This window comes from Leisingera sp. ANG-DT (assembly GCF_000813785.1).
Lineage (GTDB): Bacteria > Pseudomonadota > Alphaproteobacteria > Rhodobacterales > Rhodobacteraceae > Leisingera.
The window spans coordinates 60,476-78,007 of record NZ_JWLE01000007.1 but is presented as its reverse complement, the minus strand read 5'-3'; the positions used below and the strand labels follow the sequence as shown (position 1 = coordinate 78,007).

Genomic DNA, 17,532 nt, shown 5'->3' with positions numbered 1-17,532 from the left:
GGAAACGTTTCTGTGACCAAGGAAGGCCCGATCCCGCCCCGGAACGCCGATGTCACCTGCCTGCGCATCGGTGCCATGGATTTTGACGGCAGCGACCCCGCGCTGCACAGCTTCCGCAAGAACATCCAGACCGTGCCGGCCAACCGGCTGCTGCTGCAGGACGGCGAAGACAGCGGCAAGATCATCATCGTAATCGACGGCTGGCTGGCGACCTCGAAATCCTCAATGAACGGCGAGGTGCAGCTGATCGATTTCCTGTTGCCGGGGGATGCAGCGGATCCAACCTCCGCGGACGGAAAAACAGCCGGCCTCAGCATCGAGGCGGTGACGGACGCCCTGGTCTGCGTCATCCCCCTGCCCGCCTGGCACGCGATGCTGGCGGCCTCGCCGCGGCTGGCGCGGGCAAATGAAATTGTCCAGGCCGCCGAACGCACCCGGCTGTCCGAACGCATGCTGCGCCTGGGCCGCGGCAGCGCCCAAAGCCGTATCGCCTATGCTTTGATTGAACTGTGCCTGCGGCTGAAACCGCTGGGCTTGTCCGAGAATTGCGCGTTCCACCTGCCGCTGACCCAGCAGCACATCGGCGACTTTACCGGCCTGACGGCGGTGCATGTCTGCCGCACCCTGCGCCGCTTTGTCAGAAACGGGCTTGTTGATACCGCCGATCACATGGACATCCGGATCAATGATCTCTCCGCCCTGGCAGAGGTTGCAGGCACCGACCCTGACCGGCTGGCAACCGAGATCACCCCGGTTCTGGGCTAAGCCCCCGCGCCTAGCGGTATTCGGCAATTTCCCCCAGCGCTTCACCCGCCAGCTGTTCCGAGGCATGTACGGCAATGTCGGTGACCGACAGCAGCCCCGCCAGCCGCCCCTCCTCATCCAGCACCGGCAGCCGCCGGATCTGGTGGTCCCCCATCAGGGCCGCCGCTGCTTCGACGGTGTCCTCGGCCCGGCAGCAGACCGCCCCGGGGCTCATAACGGCAGCAACCGGCATCCCGTCCAGCGCGCTGTCTTGGCCAGCCAGCGCCAGCACCAGATCCCGGTCGGTGAGAATGCCCACCACCCGGCCCTCCTCGACCACCGGCAGCACCCCGATGCCAAGGTTTTGCATCTGCTGCACCGCGCTGCCGACACTGTCCTGCGGCGCCGCAAAGCGCGCGGGCACGGTCATGATCTCATGTACAAGCATCGGCCTATCCTTTCTGGACCGCCCCCGGCCTGCTCCTGTCTTGCCGTCTGCCGGCTGAATGCGCCAAGGGCCGCCTTCAGTTTCCTCCGAAACCGGGTGAGTCGCTACCCTTCCAGCCTCAGCCAGCGCCGCCGCCGGTGCATTAACCGGGGTAAACACCCCCCTGCCCCGTGCGCCAGCCCTTGACCACGGTCAAGCGCGTTGGCGGCTGAACCTGCTATAATTCACTGGCGGCCCGGGCATGTGCACACCGCACCCTGACCGCCACACCGGGAGGAGACGCCATGAGCTACAAGACCATTCTGGCCTGCCTGACATCAGAGTTTGCCGCCAGACAGCTGCTGCCCGCGGCCTGCGGCCTGGCCGCGCGGTTCAATGCCCATCTGACCGGGCTGCACACGCGGGAGGCTTTTGTGCCCTACTCCGGCATTGCCATCGCCGCAGACGAAATCACCATCGGGGATTTCAGCAGCCGGGTGACAGAGGAAGACCGCAAGATCGAAAAGCTGTTCAAGGCCGCAGCGGATCAGGCCGGCTGCCTTTCGGAATGGCGCTCGCAGGCCGCCCGCTCGCCGGATGCCGCGGATCAGCTGCGGGAATCCGCCATCCGCTCAGATCTGACCGTGGCCCTTTTCCCGGACGCGGAGCGGGAACGGTTCGACCAAAGAGGATTTCAGAAGGATCTAGTTGCCAACAGCGGCCGCCCGCTGCTGCTGCTGCCGGATGACTGGGGCGACCAGCCCATCGGCACCCGGATTCTGGCAGCCTGGAAACCCTCCCGCGAAGCGGCCCGCGCCCTGCACGACGGGCTGCCGTTCCTGCAAACCGCCGCCTTTGCAGAGGTCGTCACCATCGAGGAGCACCCGCACACCTCCGCCGATATCTCCACCGAAGGGCACGAGATCGCGCGCATGCTGTCCCGCCACGGGGTGACGGCAGAGGTGCGCGATATCCCGGACGGCGAGCACTCGGCCGGCCTCCGCCTGCTGATGGAGGCGGCCAGCCAACAATGCGACCTCTTGATCATGGGCGGCTACGGCCATTCCAGGCTGCACCGGCTGATCTTCGGCGATGCCTCCGAGCACGTGCTGCAAGAAGCACGGATCCCGGTGCTGATGTCCAGCTGAACACGGCCGCAATGACCGCACAGGACACCCGGCGCCAACTGGCAGCGCCGGGCCAGTTTCAGCGGCCTTGTCAGGTAGCTGATGTCAGGCTGAGTTTACCGGTGATGGCGAAGTTCACCTCTGGTACTGTCGGGCTGAGCCCATACGTTCAGCGTCCATTCGCACAACCTGAGCCAGCAGTCCCGTCCGGGGCGAAATCGAGCCCTTTCAGCTCACCAAATTGCATACCAGTCACTGCCGCTGCCTGTTGGCTCGCACTGAGATGAAGAAAGTTGGAAGTGTGGTTCGTAAACGATTGAAAAAAATGTGACCAATGGTTGGAGAGATTTTTCATAAGATTTTGATTTATTGTGAAAAATGGCAACCCTCAAGGGCTCGTCAATTTTCTTTGAAGTCAGTATGCCGCGCCTTTGCAGCTGACTTGACGCCGCTCGGCTATGCCCTTTGGCGGCACAGGCTAGAAACCTACCTCGTCAGCTGCCGCCGCTTTGCGGCGCGGATCTCGCGGGCTTGCTGCTCCTGGCCGGCACGGAAGGATTCCTCAACGAAATCCATATGCCGCCGTGCAGCGGTCTCGGCGCGGTCCGGGTTGCCGTCGATGATCGCCTGGGCAATCTCTTTGTGCTGTTTCAGCAGCTCCGCGCCGGTGCCATCCATCGTGCGCAGGAATTCCCGGTTGTAGAACACCCCCTGCCGGGTCAGGTCGTAGACCGAGGCCATCATGTGGATCAGCGTGGTGTTCTGGCTGGCGTCGACCACTGCGGTGTGCAATCGGAAGTCGGCCTCCTGGCTGGCGTCCTGATCGTCCTGCTCCCAGGCGGTCTGCATATCGGCGACGATCTCGGTGAGTCGTGCCTTGTCAGAGTCTGTGGCACGGGTGGCGGCCAGGCGGCTGGCGAAGGCCTCCTGCTCGCGGCGGTATTCGAGGTAGTCGTAAAAGGCGCCGCCGTGGCGGGTGTAGAGCGACAGGAGCGCGGGGGACATGGCCCGCCCGGTGAGCGGCGCGATGAAGGTGCCCTCGCCATGGCGGACATTGACCAGGCCGCGGCTTTCCAGCGTTTGCAGTGCCTCGCGCAGCTTGGGGCGCGACACCCCCATGGCCTCTGCCAGCTCCCGCTCGGAGGGCAATTTGCGGCCTTCCTTGAGGATGCCGTCGACGATCATCGCCTCAATCTGCTCGACCACGGCATCGGCAATTGATTCGTGTCCAACGGGGTCAAACGGGCGGATGTCGGTCATGGCGTCCACTTAGATGCTGGGAAACCTCGGAACAGAGGTCATTCTGAAACTTTACCACTGCCCCGAAAAACTGCAAGCTGATGTACCCAGAAATACGGATATCCGGGGTTGATACAATAGCATGAAAGAAAACAATCTTTTCTGAACCTGCCTTCAAAGTGCGGAAAAAACATGCGGTTTTGTACGCTTCACGTTCCCGCGGGCAGTCAGCTCAGTGGTAAATAAAGTTGTTGACTGAGTTGTGTGGTCAACAATATTTACCAGTCATACCGCATCAGCGGTTGGAATTGCGGCCGGAGGAGCGGCCGGACTGAACCCGGAGGAGACCCCATGAAAAAGACCCTGACTTCGCTGGCCGTGGCCGCATCGCTGCTGGCAGCCCCTGCCGCGCAGGCCGCTGACAAGCTGCTGCTCAAGACCCCGATTGCCTTTTCGACCGCGCTGCCGGGCCTCGGCACGCCGATCCCGCGGGTGGCAGAGCAGCTGGACCTGATGTCCGGCGGCAGCCTGAAGATGAAAGTCTATGAGCCCGGCAAACTGGTGCCGCCGTTCGAGATCCTGGATGCGGTGTCCTCGGGCAAGATCAACTCCGGCTACACCACCGCCGGCTACTGGGCAGGCAAGATCCCGGCTGCGCCGCTGTTCTCTGCCGTGCCGTTCGGGCCGGAGGCGGGCGAATACATGGCCTGGCTCTACTATGGCAACGGCATGACCCTGTATCAGGAGATGTACGATCAGGCGGGATACAATGTGAAGGTGCTGCCCTGCGCGGTGATCGCGCCGGAGACCTCCGGCTGGTTCGCCAAGGAGATCAACAGCGCCGAGGACCTGAACGGCCTGAAGATGCGTTTCTTTGGCCTCGGCGGCAAGGTGATGCAAAAGCTGGGCGTGGCGACATCGCTGCTGCCCGGCGGCGAGATCTTCCCGGCGCTGGAGAAGGGCGCCATCGACGCAACCGAGTTCTCGATGCCTGCGATCGACGCCCGTTTGGGCTTCCACAAGCTGGTAAAATACAACTACTTCCCCGGCTGGCACCAGCAGGCCACCGTGTTTGAACTGCTGGTCAACAAGGATGTCTGGAACGAGGCCAGCGCCCAGCACAAGGCCATCATCGAAAATGCCTGCAAGGCCTCGATGGCCGACAGCTTTGCCGAAGGCGAGGCGATCCAGCACGCGGCGCTGATCGACAACGTCGAAAACAACGGCGTCCACATCAAGCAGTGGGACGCGCAGATGCTGGAGCTGTTCCGCGCCACCTGGGATGAGGTTGCCGCGGAAGAGGCCACCAACGACCAGTTCTTCGGCCGGGTGCTGCTGGACATGCAAACCTTCCGCGAAGGCTATGCGGTCTGGAAGGAAAACGCATTCCTCCCGCGCAAGTAAGCCGCTTGCGCAACCTCGGGGCGGCCATATTCCCGCCGCCCCGCTTTCCCTGATTTTCGTCATTTCCCTGACTGACACGGGCGCATTCACGTCCGCGCACGCCACGTTCCGGAGGAGGAAACCATGGCTGAGAATCTGCACCTGCAGGACGACCCGATCGAACGCTACGAAGAGATCCTTGAGCATGGCGACGAGGACCGGCAGCAGCTGGCGGTGTGGATCGACAACGCGGTCAAGGGCACCGGAAATCTGGTGATGTGGGCCAACCTGCTGCTGGTGCTGGCCGTCGTCTCGCAGGTCGCCTTGCGCTACATGCTGAACCAGAACTATCCCAAGCTGGACGAGATCCAGTGGCATTTCTACGGGCTGGTGACGATGATCGGCATTTCCTATGCGCTGGTCACCGACAGCCACGTGCGGGTCGATGTTCTGCATATGCAGCTGAGCCGCCGCGCCCGGCGGATCATCGAGGTGATCGGCATCCTGACCCTGCTGGTGCCGTTCATCTATCTGATGATCGATCAGGGCTATGATTATTTTTACGAAAGCTGGCGGGTGAGCGAACGTTCCGACAGCCCCACGGGCCTGCCGGCCCGCTGGGCGCTGAAAGCGGTGATCCCGCTGAGCTTTGTCCTCTTGGCGGCAGCGGCGCTGGCGCGGCTGATCCATGACGGCCACGCGCTGCTGGCCGGTCCGGCAGAGGAGCGCGCCGGCAAGAGTCTGCGGCTGGTGATCTGGGCGCTGGTTGGCTTTGCTGTTGTCGCGACCGCGCTGACCTTCCTGGTGGAGACCACCGAGGAAAAGCTGGTTATTGCCATGTTCCTCACCTTTATTGCGCTGCTGTTCACCGGCTTTCCGGTGGCCTGGACGCTGGCCGGGGTCGGGGTGGCCTATTGCGGGCTGGCCTATCTGTTCGACAACGGCATGATGAACTGGACCGGGTTGGAGGAAACCCTGACCGGGCTGGATTACCTGACGCTGGGGGCGGTGGTGAACCGGGTTTATGCCACCATGTCGAACGCGGTGCTGGTGGCGTTGCCGATGTTCATCTTCATGGGTCTGATGCTGGACGAAAGCGGCGTTGCCGAGCGGCTAATGGGGGCAATGCAGCGGCTGTTCGGCACCGTGCGTGGCGGGCTGGCGATCACTGTCACCATGATCGGCATCATCCTAGCGGCCTCCACCGGCATCATCGGGGCCTCTGTGGTGCTGCTGGGCGTCCTGTCGCTGCCGTCGATGATGGAGCAGAAGTACAGCCCCGCGCTGGCAGCGGGCGTGGTCTCGGCCTCCGGCACGCTGGGCATTCTGATCCCGCCCTCGATCATGCTGGTGATCATGGCGGACCAGATGGCGTTGAGCGTTGGTGATCTGTTCATGGCCGCGGTGTTCCCGGGCGTGATCATCGGCGCGCTCTACCTCACCTATATCTTCGTGATTGCGCTGATCAAACGCGACGTCGCGCCGGTGCCTGCGGGGGCCAAGCGTCCGGACTGGGCCGCGGTCAAGGACGTGCTGATTGCGGTGCTGCCGACGCTGGGGCTGATTCTGGCCGTGTTAGGCTCTATTTTTGCAGGTCTCACCACGCCGACGGAGGCGTCGGGCGTGGGCGCATTGGGGGCGACGCTGCTAGCGCTTGGCTACCGCAAGCTGACGCTGGCGAAGCTGGTCAACGTGCTCAAGGCGACCTTCAACACCACCGCCTATATCTTTGCGATCTTCCTGGGCGCGACGGTGTTTTCCTATGTGCTGCGGGAGCTGGGCGGTGATGCACTGATCGAGGAGATGATCCAGGGCACCGGTTTCGGCCCCGAGGGCACCGTCTTCATGATCCTGTTCATCGTGTTCCTCTTGGGGTTTGTGCTGGACTGGATCGAGATCACCCTGATCGTGCTGCCGCTGATGCGCCCGATCGTGAACGGGCTGGGCCTGGATATCCCCGGTTTCGGCGCCATTGATGAACCGGCGCTGGTGTGGTTCGTGATCCTGGTGGCGGTGACGCTGCAGACGTCCTTCCTGACGCCGCCGGTTGGCTTTGCGCTGTTCTACCTCAAGGGCGTCTGCCCGCCGGAGATCCGCCTGGGCCATATCTACAAGGGCATCATTCCCTTCGTGCTGCTGCAGTTGACCGGCCTGATGTTCGTCTACCTGTGGCCGGCACTGGCAACCTGGCTGCCATCTGTGGCTTACTGAGCAGGGAAAGGCGGCTGTGATGACCGATGCAGAACTGATCCAGACCCTGAAATCCCTATGCGGGCGCCGCCATGTACTGACCAGCGCCCGCGCCACACGGCGGTTCCGCAAGGGGTTCCGCTCCGGCGAGGGGGAAGCGCTGGCGGTGGTCCAGCCCGCAACCCTGCTGGAGCAGTGGAAGGTGCTGCAGGCCTGTGTAGCGGCGGACAAGATCATCATCATGCAGGCGGCGAACACCGGCCTGACCGAGGGGTCCACCCCCAAGGGCAGCTATGACCGCGGTGTGGTGCTGATCAACACCCGGCGGATGGACCAGCTGCAGCTGCTGGACGGCGGCAAGCAGGTCGTCAGCTTCCCCGGCAGCACCCTCTTTGCGCTGGAAAAGCTGCTGGCGCCGCTGGGCCGCCAGCCGCATTCGGTGATCGGCTCCTCCTGCATCGGGGCGTCGATTGTGGGCGGGGTCTGCAACAACTCCGGCGGGTCGCTGGTAGAGCGGGGGCCGTCCTATACCGAGCTGTCGCTGTTTGCTCGCATTACCGGGGACGGCCAGCTGGAGCTGGTTAACCACCTGGGCATAAATCTGGGCGCCAGCCCGGAGGAGATCCTGACCCGACTGCAACGCGGCGATTACCGCCCTGAGGATGTTGAGACCGGCAACCGGAAAGCCTCCGACACCTCCTATGCGCGCAGGGTTAGAGACATCGACGCGCCGACTCCGGCGCGGTTCAATGCCGACAAGTCGCGGCTTTACGAGGCTGCGGGCTGTGCGGGCAAGCTGGCGGTCTTTGCGGTGCGGCTGGATACCTACGCCAAGAATGCTGAGGAGCTGACTTTCTATGTCGGCAGCCAAACCACCGCGGCGCTGACCGCCCTGCGCCGCCGCATCCTGGCGGAGTTTGCCACCCTGCCGGTGAGCGCCGAATACATGCACAGGGATGTCTTTGACTTGTCGGACCGCTATGGCAAGGACACCATGGTGATGATCGACAAGTTGGGCACAGACCGGCTGCCGGTGTTCTTTGCCCTGAAGGGCGCGGTGGATGCGCGGCTGGCGGGCATTCCCGGCCTGGGCAATCTGACCGACCGGGTGATGCAGATGCTGTCGCGCCTGTGGCCGGACATCCTGCCGCGGCGGATGCGGGCGTTCCGCCAGTCCCACCCGCATCACCTGATCCTCAAAATGCGCGATGGCGGCATCGCCGAGGCCCGCGCGCTGCTGGATAAAATGGCGGGGGACGGCGACCTCAGCTACTTCGAATGCACCCCGCGCGAGGCCAAGATGGCAGGGCTGCACCGCTTTGCCGCGGCCGGCGCCGCGGTGCGCTATATGGCCGTGCACCGGGCAGAGGTGGAGGACATCATCGCCCTGGACATCGCCCTGCGCCGCAACGATCAGGACTGGTTCGAGGAGCTGCCGCCGGAGATCGGGGATCAGCTGGTCAGCAGGCTCTATTACGGGCATTTCATGTGCCACGTGCTGCATCAGGATTACATCGTGAAGAAGGGGGCAGACGTGAAAGCGCTGAAGGACGCGATGCTGGCACTGCTGGACAAACGCGGGGTGGAATACCCGGCTGAGCACAACGTCGGCCATCTGTACCCGGCCAAACCGGACCTGGCGGCGTTCTACAAAACGGTAGATCCCACAAACAGCATGAATCCCGGCATCGGCAAAATGTCCCGGAACAAACACTACGCCTGAAACGGTGCTGTTGTTGCAGGTAAACGGAGCGCTCGCTTGTTGGCAAGAGGCCTGATGCACAGATGCCGACACGCCCCGGCTGACACCGGGGCTGAATTTGCAGGCGCCTCGGGAGGGGCTTATGCCTTGTTGTGGAAGATAAAGCCGATGAAGTTCAGCAAAAGCTGGGCCGCCAGGATCTGGGTGCTTTCGGAGGGGTCATAGGCCGGGGCCACTTCAACAAGGTCGATTCCGACAACTTCGCCGCGTTTGCTGAGTCCCTGCAAGATTTCCAGCACGTCGTAGTATTGGAAGCCTCCGTGACTGGGGGTACCAGTTCCGGGTGCGATCGACGGACAGAAGGCGTCGATGTCGATGGTCACGTAGTAGCGTGCACCTGCGGGGATGCGATCCAGCACGGCGTCCGTCCCCAGCTTGCGCACCTGGCGCACCGAGAGGATGTCCGAGCCGCGTTCACGCGCGTCGATATAGCCTTCCTTGGCAGTTGATGACACATTGCGGATGCCCAGCTGAGTCATGCCGGAGACGTATTCCTTTTCGATCGCGCGGCGCATCGGGTTGCCGTGGCCATCGGTGACGCCCTTGCGCTCGTCGACAAAGTCCAGATGGGCGTCGATTTGGACCAAATGGAGAGAGCCGTTCCTGGCGCAGTCCTCGGCAAAGGCGTTGATACATGGGATGTTGATGGAATGGTCGCCACCGATAGTGACGGGCAGTGCGCCTGCATCCAAAATTTTCCTTACGGCGTATTCGATGTTGGCGTGGCTTTCCTCGGTCTTGGTGTGAATTATGTCGGCATCACCCAGGTCGACGATGCGCACGTCCTCACCCATGTACGTGGCATCATCTTCGTGATCATAGGCGCCGGCATGACCGAAACTGAACAACGTCGAAGCTTCGCGCACCGCCCGTGGGCCGAACCGCGCGCCTGAGCGGAACTGGCAGCCGAAATCAAACGGGGCGCCCAGGATTGCCACATCGGCGTCGATGCTGTCCCAATCCTCGACATAGGGTTTCTTGCCGAAGGTGGCGATGCCGACAAAGGGCAGGTTCAGGCGGCCGGATTCGTAACCGTGTCCAGACATATGATTCTCCGAATTTCTCTATGATAGACTGGCCCCGGAAGGAGCAGGACGATTTGCGGAAAGGCGGCCGTCCGCAGTCTGCTAAACGGTCTCCACCATGGAGCCGAGCTTACCCATCGGGCAGACCGCCAAGGTAACGCAGCCGACGGTGCGTTCGTGAAGCGCTATTGAACTCCTGCTCGTGGGTGTCGTGATTAAGTCCGGAAGCTTCACTATGGCGAATTCCAGTCCACAAAAAAGCAAGGGCGGGGGCCGGGCATAGCAAAGGTGAAGCTGCCAATTTTAAGTCATTATTCATGTGAGTGCCCCTACCCTTTACGTTTTTGACGGGGTCTTGAGAGACATCACCACAGTGTGCAGTGTGGCAAAATATTATGTTGCATATCTTCACATGAGAATTTTTTATGTAATTAGCGCGCTTCACAGGGACCACACTGACTATGAAACTGCTGCGCAACACTTTGCTGGAAACCTTTGTCACTGTAGTTGAGTGCGGCGGGTTCTCCGATGCGCAATATGCCCTTGGGATCACACAGTCCGCGATCAGTGTTCGTATCCGCGACCTGGAAACCTCTCTCGGTTACCGGGTTTGCGAACGCGGCCGTGGCGGGTTCCGGCTGACGGAACGCGGCGCGATCGCTTATCAGAAGGCACGTGATATGCTGCGCAGTGCCCGCGATTTCGATGCAGAGCTTCTGGAGCTGCGTAATACTCTTGCCGGGGACCTGCGAGTCGGGATGGTGGATGCAATCGACAGCTTACCAGACCTTGATCTGGTCAAGGCATTGCAGCGGTTCTTATCTCGGCCGAATGAAGTCCGAATTAAGATGGTGGTTGCCTCCCCCACGGATCTGACGCAGCAGCTGATTATGGGTGAGCTTGATGCAGCCTTCGCGCCGTTCCGTCATCAGGTGCCAGAGCTTGCTTATGTGCCGCTATGCGCTGAAGAGCACTGTCTGTATTGCGCACCGGGGCATCCCCTCTTTGAGCAACAGGACAAGGAGGCCAGCCTAGAAACCATCTTTCAGTACCAGTTGTGCCAGCGCTCTTACGATATGCTGGTATCGCCCGACCTAGGAACACCGGAACCAAAGGCCGTCGTCGCCAATATGGAAGCGATGGCAATGCTGATCGAAACCGGTCATTTTCTGGGGCCGCTGCCAAAACACTTTGCTGATAGCCGGGTAGCAGAAGGCAAACTCAAAGAGGTCAGGAACAAGCAGCTGCGTTGGAATTCGACCTTCTATTTGGCAACACGCCGCGGTCAGATCCCGCGATATGCAGTAGAGCTATTTGTTCAAGATATTTTGCACGTCTGCCGTGACGCCGGCAATCCGCCGGTTTGAAGCACGTTTTTTCTGCAGCGGAAGCTTTGCATAGTTCTGTCCTTGATTAGGCCTTTATCAAATTCGGCGGCCCAGCGGACTCGGCGACTTGCAACTGGGTCAAAGAGCGAAAATATCCAGCGCTTCTGAAAACCCCTTGAACTCCACTTGCTCAATCTTTTCAGCTTTGGCGGAGTCCGGCAGGCCGTTCCGGGTTTGCTCGTCAATCAGTATTCTGCGGCAGGCAATCTTGGTATGCGCCTCCAGACGGGCCGCCAGATTGACGGTTTTCCCGACGCATGTGTAGGCGGCCCGGTCGTCCGTGCCGGCATAACCTGCCACCACTTCGCCAGTGGCAATGCCGGCTCCCAGCTGGATTTCCGGCGCGCCCGCCGCGCGCTGCTCCTGGTTCAGAACCGTGATCATGCCGAACATTTCCCCGGCCGCCGCCACCGCGCTTTGCGCCGGGTTTTCCAGAGGCTGCGGCGCGCCGAAAAGCGCCATCAGCCCGTCGCCAATCATCAGGTTCACGATGCCGCCGTTGCTGCTGACGGCGTCGAACATCAGCGTGTAATAGGTGTTCAGAAGCTCGATGGTGGCCTCCGGCAGCAGATCTTCGGACAAAGCCGTGAAATCGCGGATGTCGCAGAACAGCACCGATGCGGTGAGCCGCTTGCCGCCGATGGCAAAACCTGAGTTCTGCAGGTCCAGCGCCACCTCGTGGGTTGCAAACCGGTCCAGCAGCCGCTTTTGCTCATCCCGCAGGCGCTTCTTTTCCAGGCTCGAGCTGAGCCGGGCGCCCAGCAGAACCTGGTTCACGGGTTTTGGGAGGTAGTCTTCCGCGCCCAATTCGATGCAGCGCACGATATTTTCCAGCCCTTCCAGCGAAGAGGTGACAATCACTGGCATATCGCGCAGATCCGGTGCCGCCTTGATTGCCGCCAGCACTTCGAAGCCGTCCATCTCGGGCATTTCAATGTCCAGCAGGATCAGGTCAAAGGTTTCGGCCCTGAGCCGCTCCATCGCGACCTTGCCGTTTTCCGCGGCCTCGGCGCGGTGCCCCAGCAGCTCGACATTGCGCGCCAGCAGCAGCCGGTTGACCTTGTTGTCGTCCACAATCAGCACATGCCCCAGCGCCTCAGCCATCCAGCAGCCCCCGCAGCGCGGCATCCGCGCGGGTGTATTCCCTATCCAGCGCGGCAAGATCCGGTGCCGGGCCGCCAAGCCCGGACAGTTCCATCTGCCGTGCCAGTGCCGCCAGCGCAGTGGCGCCGAAGGTGTTTGCGTTGGACTTGAGCGAATGCGCGGCGCGGCGGAAAGCGTCGCCATCGCCGGCCGCCGCCGCCTGTTTCAGCTGTGCGATCATGCCCGGCGCCTCTTCCAGAAAGGTGGCGGCCAGTTCTGCCGCGAAATCCGCGCCGGTGGCGGCCTGCAGCTCTGCAAAGACAGCGGGGTCCAGGGGGCTGGCGCTCATGGCGTCTCCTTTCCGCGCGGTTGAATGCCTTCCAGCGCCTCGATCAGCCGTTCGACGCGGATGGGTTTAGCAATGTAGCCGTCCATACCCGCTTCGAGGCACATCTCCCGGTCGCCTTGCATCGCATTTGCGGTCATCGCGATGATCGCGGGCCTGCCGTCCTGCGGATATGCGCCGGTGATCCGCCGCGAGGCTTCCAGCCCGTCCATTTCAGGCATCTGCACATCCATCAGCACCACATCGTAGACCTGGCGTGCCACGCTTTCCAGCGCCTCGATCCCGTTGCTGGCAAGGTCGGCGCGGTAGCCCATCTGCTCCAGCAGCCGGACCGCCAGCTTCTGGTTAACCAGATTGTCCTCTGCCAGCAGGATCCGCAGCGGGTGGCGCGCGGCCATTTCCGGATCGGCTGCCGGTTTGCCGCCCGTGCCGGCCCTTGCCGCAGGCACAGCCGACGGCGCAAACAGCCCGGCCAGCGTATCGAACAGTTGCGACTGGCGCAGCGGCTTGGCCAGACAGGCCGCAAACAGCCCCTCTTCCGCACCGGTGCCGCGATCCCCAAGGCTACTGAACAGCACCAGCGGCAGGTCGTTGTTCGTCGCCCTGATCCGGCGCGCCAGTGCCACCCCGTCCATTCCGGGCATGTGCATGTCCAGGATCGCCAGGTCGAATTCAGCATCCTTCGCCAGCACCTCCAGCGCCGCACCGGCTGAGGCCACGGCGGTTGTCTGCGTCCCCCATTTGCGGGTCTGCGCCGTCAGGATTCTCCGGTTGGTTTCGTTGTCATCCACCATCAGGATGCGCTTGCCAGCCAATTCCGGCTGTTGGCCCAGCAAGCTGCGGGCCGCCGGTTTCGGCATCCCTGCCGGTTCCACCAGGATGGTGAAGCTGAACACCGATCCCCTGCCCGGCCCCTCGCTGGCGGCCTGCATCGTGCCCCCCATCAGCTCTGCCAGCCGCTTCGAAATCGCCAGCCCCAGCCCGGTGCCGCCGTATTTACGCGTGGTTGAGGAATCCGCCTGGCTGAAGGACTGGAACAGGCGGCTCATCCCCTCCGCGGACAGGCCGATGCCGGTATCGCGGACATCGAAATGCAGCTTTACCCGGCCATCTGCAGGTGGGTCCGACGTTACCGACAGCACCACCTCGCCGGTGTCGGTGAACTTAACCGCGTTGGACAGGAGGTTGAGCAGAATCTGCCGCAGCCGGGTCAGGTCGGCGCTGATGGCAGGCGGCACGCTGTCGTCCATGACATAGGCAACATCCAGCTGCTTTTTAGCAGCTCGCCCGCTGATCAGGTCCAGGGAGGTTTCGATGCAGTCGCGCAGATCGAAGGGGTGCGCCTCGATGACCATCTGGCCCGCCTCGATCTTGGAAAAATCGAGGATTTCGTTGATGATCCCCAGCAGCGCGTCGCCGCTGTCGCGGATGGTGCGGGCATAGTCGGCCTGCTCAACGTTCAGTTCGGTGTCCATCAGCAGCCCGCTCATGCCGATCACCGCGTTCATCGGGGTGCGGATTTCGTGGCTCATCGTGGCCAGGAACGCGCTTTTGGCCTCATTCGCTTTCTCTGCCGCGGCGCGGGCCTCCTGCACCTCCTGGAACAGGCGGACGTTGCCGATGGCGATCACCGCCTGGTCGGCAAAGGATTCTGCCATTGCAATTTCATCCCGGGAGAACGCCCGCGCTGCCTTGCGGATGAATCCCAGGCCGCCGATGCACACCCCGTCCCGCAGCAAGGGCAGCATCAAGGAGGAGCGGAAGCCGCTGGCGTGATAGATCCGCCAGTCCATCGGGGGAAGCTCCACCTTTGACCAGTCGGGAATGTGCAGGATCTTCTTGCCTGTATAGGACTGCGACGGAAAGTTCTGTGCTGGGTCGACGGGATGCCGGGTCTGGCTGATTTCAGTTTCCACACCGGCAGGCGTTGCGACCGCAGTCTGCCAGAACGCCTTGCCATCGCATTCGGTCACAATCGCCAGATCGCAGGAAATCAATGAGATCGCCAGGCGCACGATCTCGTCGAACACCGGCTTGGTGTCGGTCGGTGATTTGCTGATCACCCGCAGCACATCAGCACTGGCCGTCTGGCGCGCCAGGGCCGACTGGGTCTCGTTGAACATGCGCGTATTCTGAATGGCGATGACCGCCTGGTCGCAGAAGCTCTCTGCCAGCCGGACCTGCTCGCCGGTGAAGGCGCGTTTGCTGTCCGCACGCGAAAACGCCAGCACCCCGACGCAATCGCCGTCGCGGAGCAACGGCAGGTACAGGCAGGACTGCAGGCCGAATTTTTCCACCGTTGCGACTTCATGCGGGGGCAGGTCCGTTTCGGCGAAGTCCGGAACATGCACCATCTTTCCAGTCACAAAGACCTGGCTAGGAAAATTGAGCTTGGGGTCAATCAGCACCGGATCGGGATTCAAAGTGTCCATCGGCCCGTCTCTGCGCATTCCCGCGGCCGGGGAGAAATGATCCCCATTCCGGATCAGCACTGCGGCCCCGTCGCAGTCTAGCAGCCGCACCCCTGCCGCTGCGATCGCCAGAAAAACCGGTTTTGCATCCTCCTGCGCACTGCTGATCACTCGCAGGATATCGGCGCTGGCAGTTTGGCGGACCAGCGCATTCTGCAAGTCCGTGAACAGCCGCGCATTGCTCAACGCAATCACTGCCTGCGCCGCAAAGGTTTCAAACAGGGCGATCTGCTTGGTGCTGAAGGCATTCCTGCGGACATGGGCCAGTGTGATCACGCCGATGGTTTTGCCGTTCTTGATCAGCGGCACACCGAGGCTGGACAGGAAGCCGCCCTTGCGCGCCTGCTCCCGCCAGCCGTAGTCAGGATCGGCCTCGATGTCGGGTATGTAGATTGTTCGGCCTGTCAATGCGGCCCTGCCGGTTGTCGTCGCCATCCCCGGCACGAATTCCTGCTGAGCCAGAATCTCCTCAAAGATGTCATTCGCATTGTGGGTGACGGCCACGTCATAGGCGCCGCTCTCTTCGTTCAGCAGCGCCACATAGGCCACCTCAGGGCTGCAAATCCGCACAGCGACTTTGAGCACCGCTTCAAGAACCGGCTCCAGCTCATTCGGCGAACGCGAGATAACGCTGAGCACTTCTGATGTCGCGGTCTGATACTCTAGCGCCTCGCTCAGCTCTGCGGTGCGCGCCCGCACCTCTTCGAATAGCCGGGTGTTACTGATTGCAATTACCGCTTGAGAGGCAAAGGTCTCCAACAGGCCCAGTTGTTTTTTGGAAAAGGCCCGCGGCTGGCTGTGCGCCATCACGATCACCCCGAGGACCACACCGTCCTTGATCAGAGGCACCCCCAGCGTGCTTCTGAAATTGCCAATTCCCGCCGCTTCCTTCCAAGTGTAGCTGTCGTCATTTAGCGTATCCGCAATATACACTGTCCTGGCAGTCAAAGCCGTCCGGCCGATACAGCTGCCTTCCCCCGGTGCAATCGGGTTGTCTTCAAGATAGCGAAGAAACCGAGGCCGTACGTTGTGGGACCGGCTGATCCTGTACAGCCCGTCTGTTGCGTCCAGCATTGCAAAAAACGCATATTCAGGATCGCACAGCCGGGAGGCCACCTGGAGGATAGAGTCCAGCACTGGCTCCAGTTCGCTCGGCGACCGTGAGATCACACTCAGCACTTCCGATGTCGCGGTCTGATACTCTAGCGCTTCGCTCAGCTCAGCCGTGCGCATTTGTACTTCCTCGAACAGCTGCGTGTTGCTGATCGCTATCACCGCCTGCGCCGCAAAGGTTTCTAAAAGGCTGATTTGCTTCTCCGTGAAAGCTCCGGTCTGTTCGTGGCCAAGGGTTATGACACCCGCCACGACACCATCCTTGATCAGCGGCACCCCCAGCGCCGACCGGAAATTTCCCTGCTTGGCGGCGGCTTTCCATTTGAACTCCGCGTCGGCTTCGGTGTCCCTGATATACACTGTTTTCTGCAGCAGCGCCGTTCTCCCCGTGCAACTGCCGGCCTCTGGCTCAAACGCCTGCTCCGCAAGGAACCCGCGGAATTCCGGCGTCATGCCATGCGCCGCTGCGATCCTGTATTTGCCGTCGGGATCCAGCAGTGTCGCATAGGCCGTCTGCGGTTTGCAGATGTCAGAGGCTACTTTCAGAATGACGTCAAGCACCTGCCGGATCTCATTGGGCGAGCGGGAGATCACACCCAGCACCTCAGATGTCGCGGTTTGATGCGTCAGCGCTTCCTTAGTGTCTCTGAATAGCCGCGCATTGCTGATGGCGATGCTGGCCTGTTCGGCAAAGGTTTCCAGCAAGCTGATGTCAGTTGCCAGAGCAGCCTTTCCTGTTGGCCACCCCAGAACAAGAACGCCCCATATGCCTGGCCCAGCCTTGACCGGAATAGCGGCCATCTCCTTGTAGCCGAACTGACGCGCGGTCTTGTGATCGTAATAGTCCGGCGCCTGGGCATCGGTCAGATGAACCGTGCGGCCCGTTCGGATAGCCGGCCCGGAAATGGAACCGGCAGCTGGCGGTGCCGGATAATTGGCCAGGTAACCGTCCATGAACGCCTGCGTGAAGCCGTGGCTTGCGCAGTAGTGGATCATGCCGCCGCTGCAGCGCCACAGCATGCAGAACCGTGCGCCGCACAACTCGGTGGCGCTTTTTACAATGATGTCGAAAACCGGCTGAATGTCTTCCCGCGACTGTCCGATGACCTTTAGGATTGCGGCGGTGGCGGCAAACCGTGCCTTTTCCTGCGCCAGCTGCTTCTCAAGTGCTTTGATAGCATCTGCAGGAGTGATCTGCGGCTCTGACTGCGTTCTGCGGTATCCCATCAAAAAG

The 17,532-nt window shown here is 61.8% G+C and carries 12 protein-coding genes; 6 read left to right on the top strand and 6 right to left on the bottom strand.

Going from position 1 to position 17,532, the window contains the following annotated elements; genetic code table 11:
* The first annotated feature begins 12 nt into the window (after positions 1-12).
* Positions 13-765 (top strand): Crp/Fnr family transcriptional regulator, encoded by a 753-nt coding sequence (locus RA21_RS09095; protein WP_039148010.1) that lies wholly within the window; start codon positions 13-15, stop codon positions 763-765.
* A gap of 10 nt (positions 766-775) precedes the next feature.
* Here RA21_RS09095 and RA21_RS09090 read toward each other — a convergent pair whose 3' ends face one another.
* Positions 776-1,192: a CBS domain-containing protein gene (locus RA21_RS09090; RefSeq protein ID WP_039148007.1), complete on the bottom strand. Its 417-nt coding sequence runs from the start codon at positions 1,190-1,192 to the stop codon at positions 776-778.
* A 284-nt stretch (positions 1,193-1,476) separates the two neighbouring features.
* Here RA21_RS09090 and RA21_RS09085 point away from each other — a divergent pair, with 284 nt between their 5' ends.
* The gene (locus tag RA21_RS09085; RefSeq protein WP_039148005.1) at positions 1,477-2,319 is read left to right on the top strand and encodes a universal stress protein; all 843 of its coding nucleotides are present in this window, start codon (positions 1,477-1,479) and stop codon (positions 2,317-2,319) included.
* Between the two features lie 465 nt (positions 2,320-2,784).
* On the opposite strand, the gene RA21_RS09080 is transcribed toward RA21_RS09085, so the two are convergent.
* Positions 2,785-3,558 (bottom strand): FadR/GntR family transcriptional regulator, encoded by a 774-nt coding sequence (locus tag RA21_RS09080; RefSeq protein WP_039148002.1) that lies wholly within the window; start codon positions 3,556-3,558, stop codon positions 2,785-2,787.
* A 330-nt stretch (positions 3,559-3,888) separates the two neighbouring features.
* On the opposite strand from RA21_RS09080, the gene RA21_RS09075 reads away from it, so the two are divergent.
* From RA21_RS09075 to dld, 3 genes are all read left to right on the top strand, one after another.
* Positions 3,889-4,941 carry a TRAP transporter substrate-binding protein gene (locus RA21_RS09075; protein ID WP_019296391.1) on the top strand — a complete coding sequence of 351 codons (1,053 nt, stop codon included), beginning with the start codon at positions 3,889-3,891 and terminating at the stop codon, positions 4,939-4,941.
* Positions 4,942-5,064: 123 nt separating this feature from the next.
* Positions 5,065-7,131 (top strand): TRAP transporter large permease subunit, encoded by a 2,067-nt coding sequence (locus RA21_RS09070; protein ID WP_039147998.1) that lies wholly within the window; start codon positions 5,065-5,067, stop codon positions 7,129-7,131.
* A gap of 19 nt (positions 7,132-7,150) precedes the next feature.
* Entirely contained in the window at positions 7,151-8,833 is a 1,683-nt protein-coding gene (gene dld / locus RA21_RS09065) for a D-lactate dehydrogenase (RefSeq protein ID WP_039147995.1), read from the top strand.
* 119 nt (positions 8,834-8,952) lie between these two features.
* On the opposite strand, the gene speB is transcribed toward dld, so the two are convergent.
* Positions 8,953-9,918, bottom strand: coding sequence for an agmatinase (gene speB, locus RA21_RS09060; RefSeq protein ID WP_039147992.1), 966 nt, complete (start codon positions 9,916-9,918; stop codon positions 8,953-8,955).
* Between the two features lie 440 nt (positions 9,919-10,358).
* Between speB and RA21_RS09055 the strand changes: the two genes are divergently transcribed.
* Positions 10,359-11,264 (top strand): LysR family transcriptional regulator, encoded by a 906-nt coding sequence (locus RA21_RS09055; protein ID WP_039147989.1) that lies wholly within the window; start codon positions 10,359-10,361, stop codon positions 11,262-11,264.
* A gap of 99 nt (positions 11,265-11,363) precedes the next feature.
* Here the strand turns inward: RA21_RS09055 and RA21_RS09050 are convergent, their stop codons facing one another.
* The 3 genes from RA21_RS09050 to RA21_RS21965 are packed head-to-tail and all read right to left on the bottom strand — an operon-like array spanning position 11,364 to position 17,525.
* Positions 11,364-12,389, bottom strand: a complete 1,026-nt coding sequence (locus RA21_RS09050) for an adenylate/guanylate cyclase domain-containing protein (RefSeq protein WP_039148173.1) — start codon at positions 12,387-12,389, stop codon at positions 11,364-11,366.
* Positions 12,382-12,717, bottom strand: a complete 336-nt coding sequence (locus tag RA21_RS09045; protein WP_039147987.1) for an Hpt domain-containing protein — start codon at positions 12,715-12,717, stop codon at positions 12,382-12,384. Before RA21_RS09045 ends, RA21_RS09050 begins: the two co-directional genes overlap by 8 nt.
* On the bottom strand, positions 12,714-17,525 hold the full coding sequence (locus tag RA21_RS21965; protein ID WP_052257624.1) for a GAF domain-containing protein: 4,812 nt from the start codon (positions 17,523-17,525) through the stop codon (positions 12,714-12,716). Before RA21_RS21965 ends, RA21_RS09045 begins: the two co-directional genes overlap by 4 nt.
* Between the last annotated feature and the right edge of the window lie 7 nt (positions 17,526-17,532).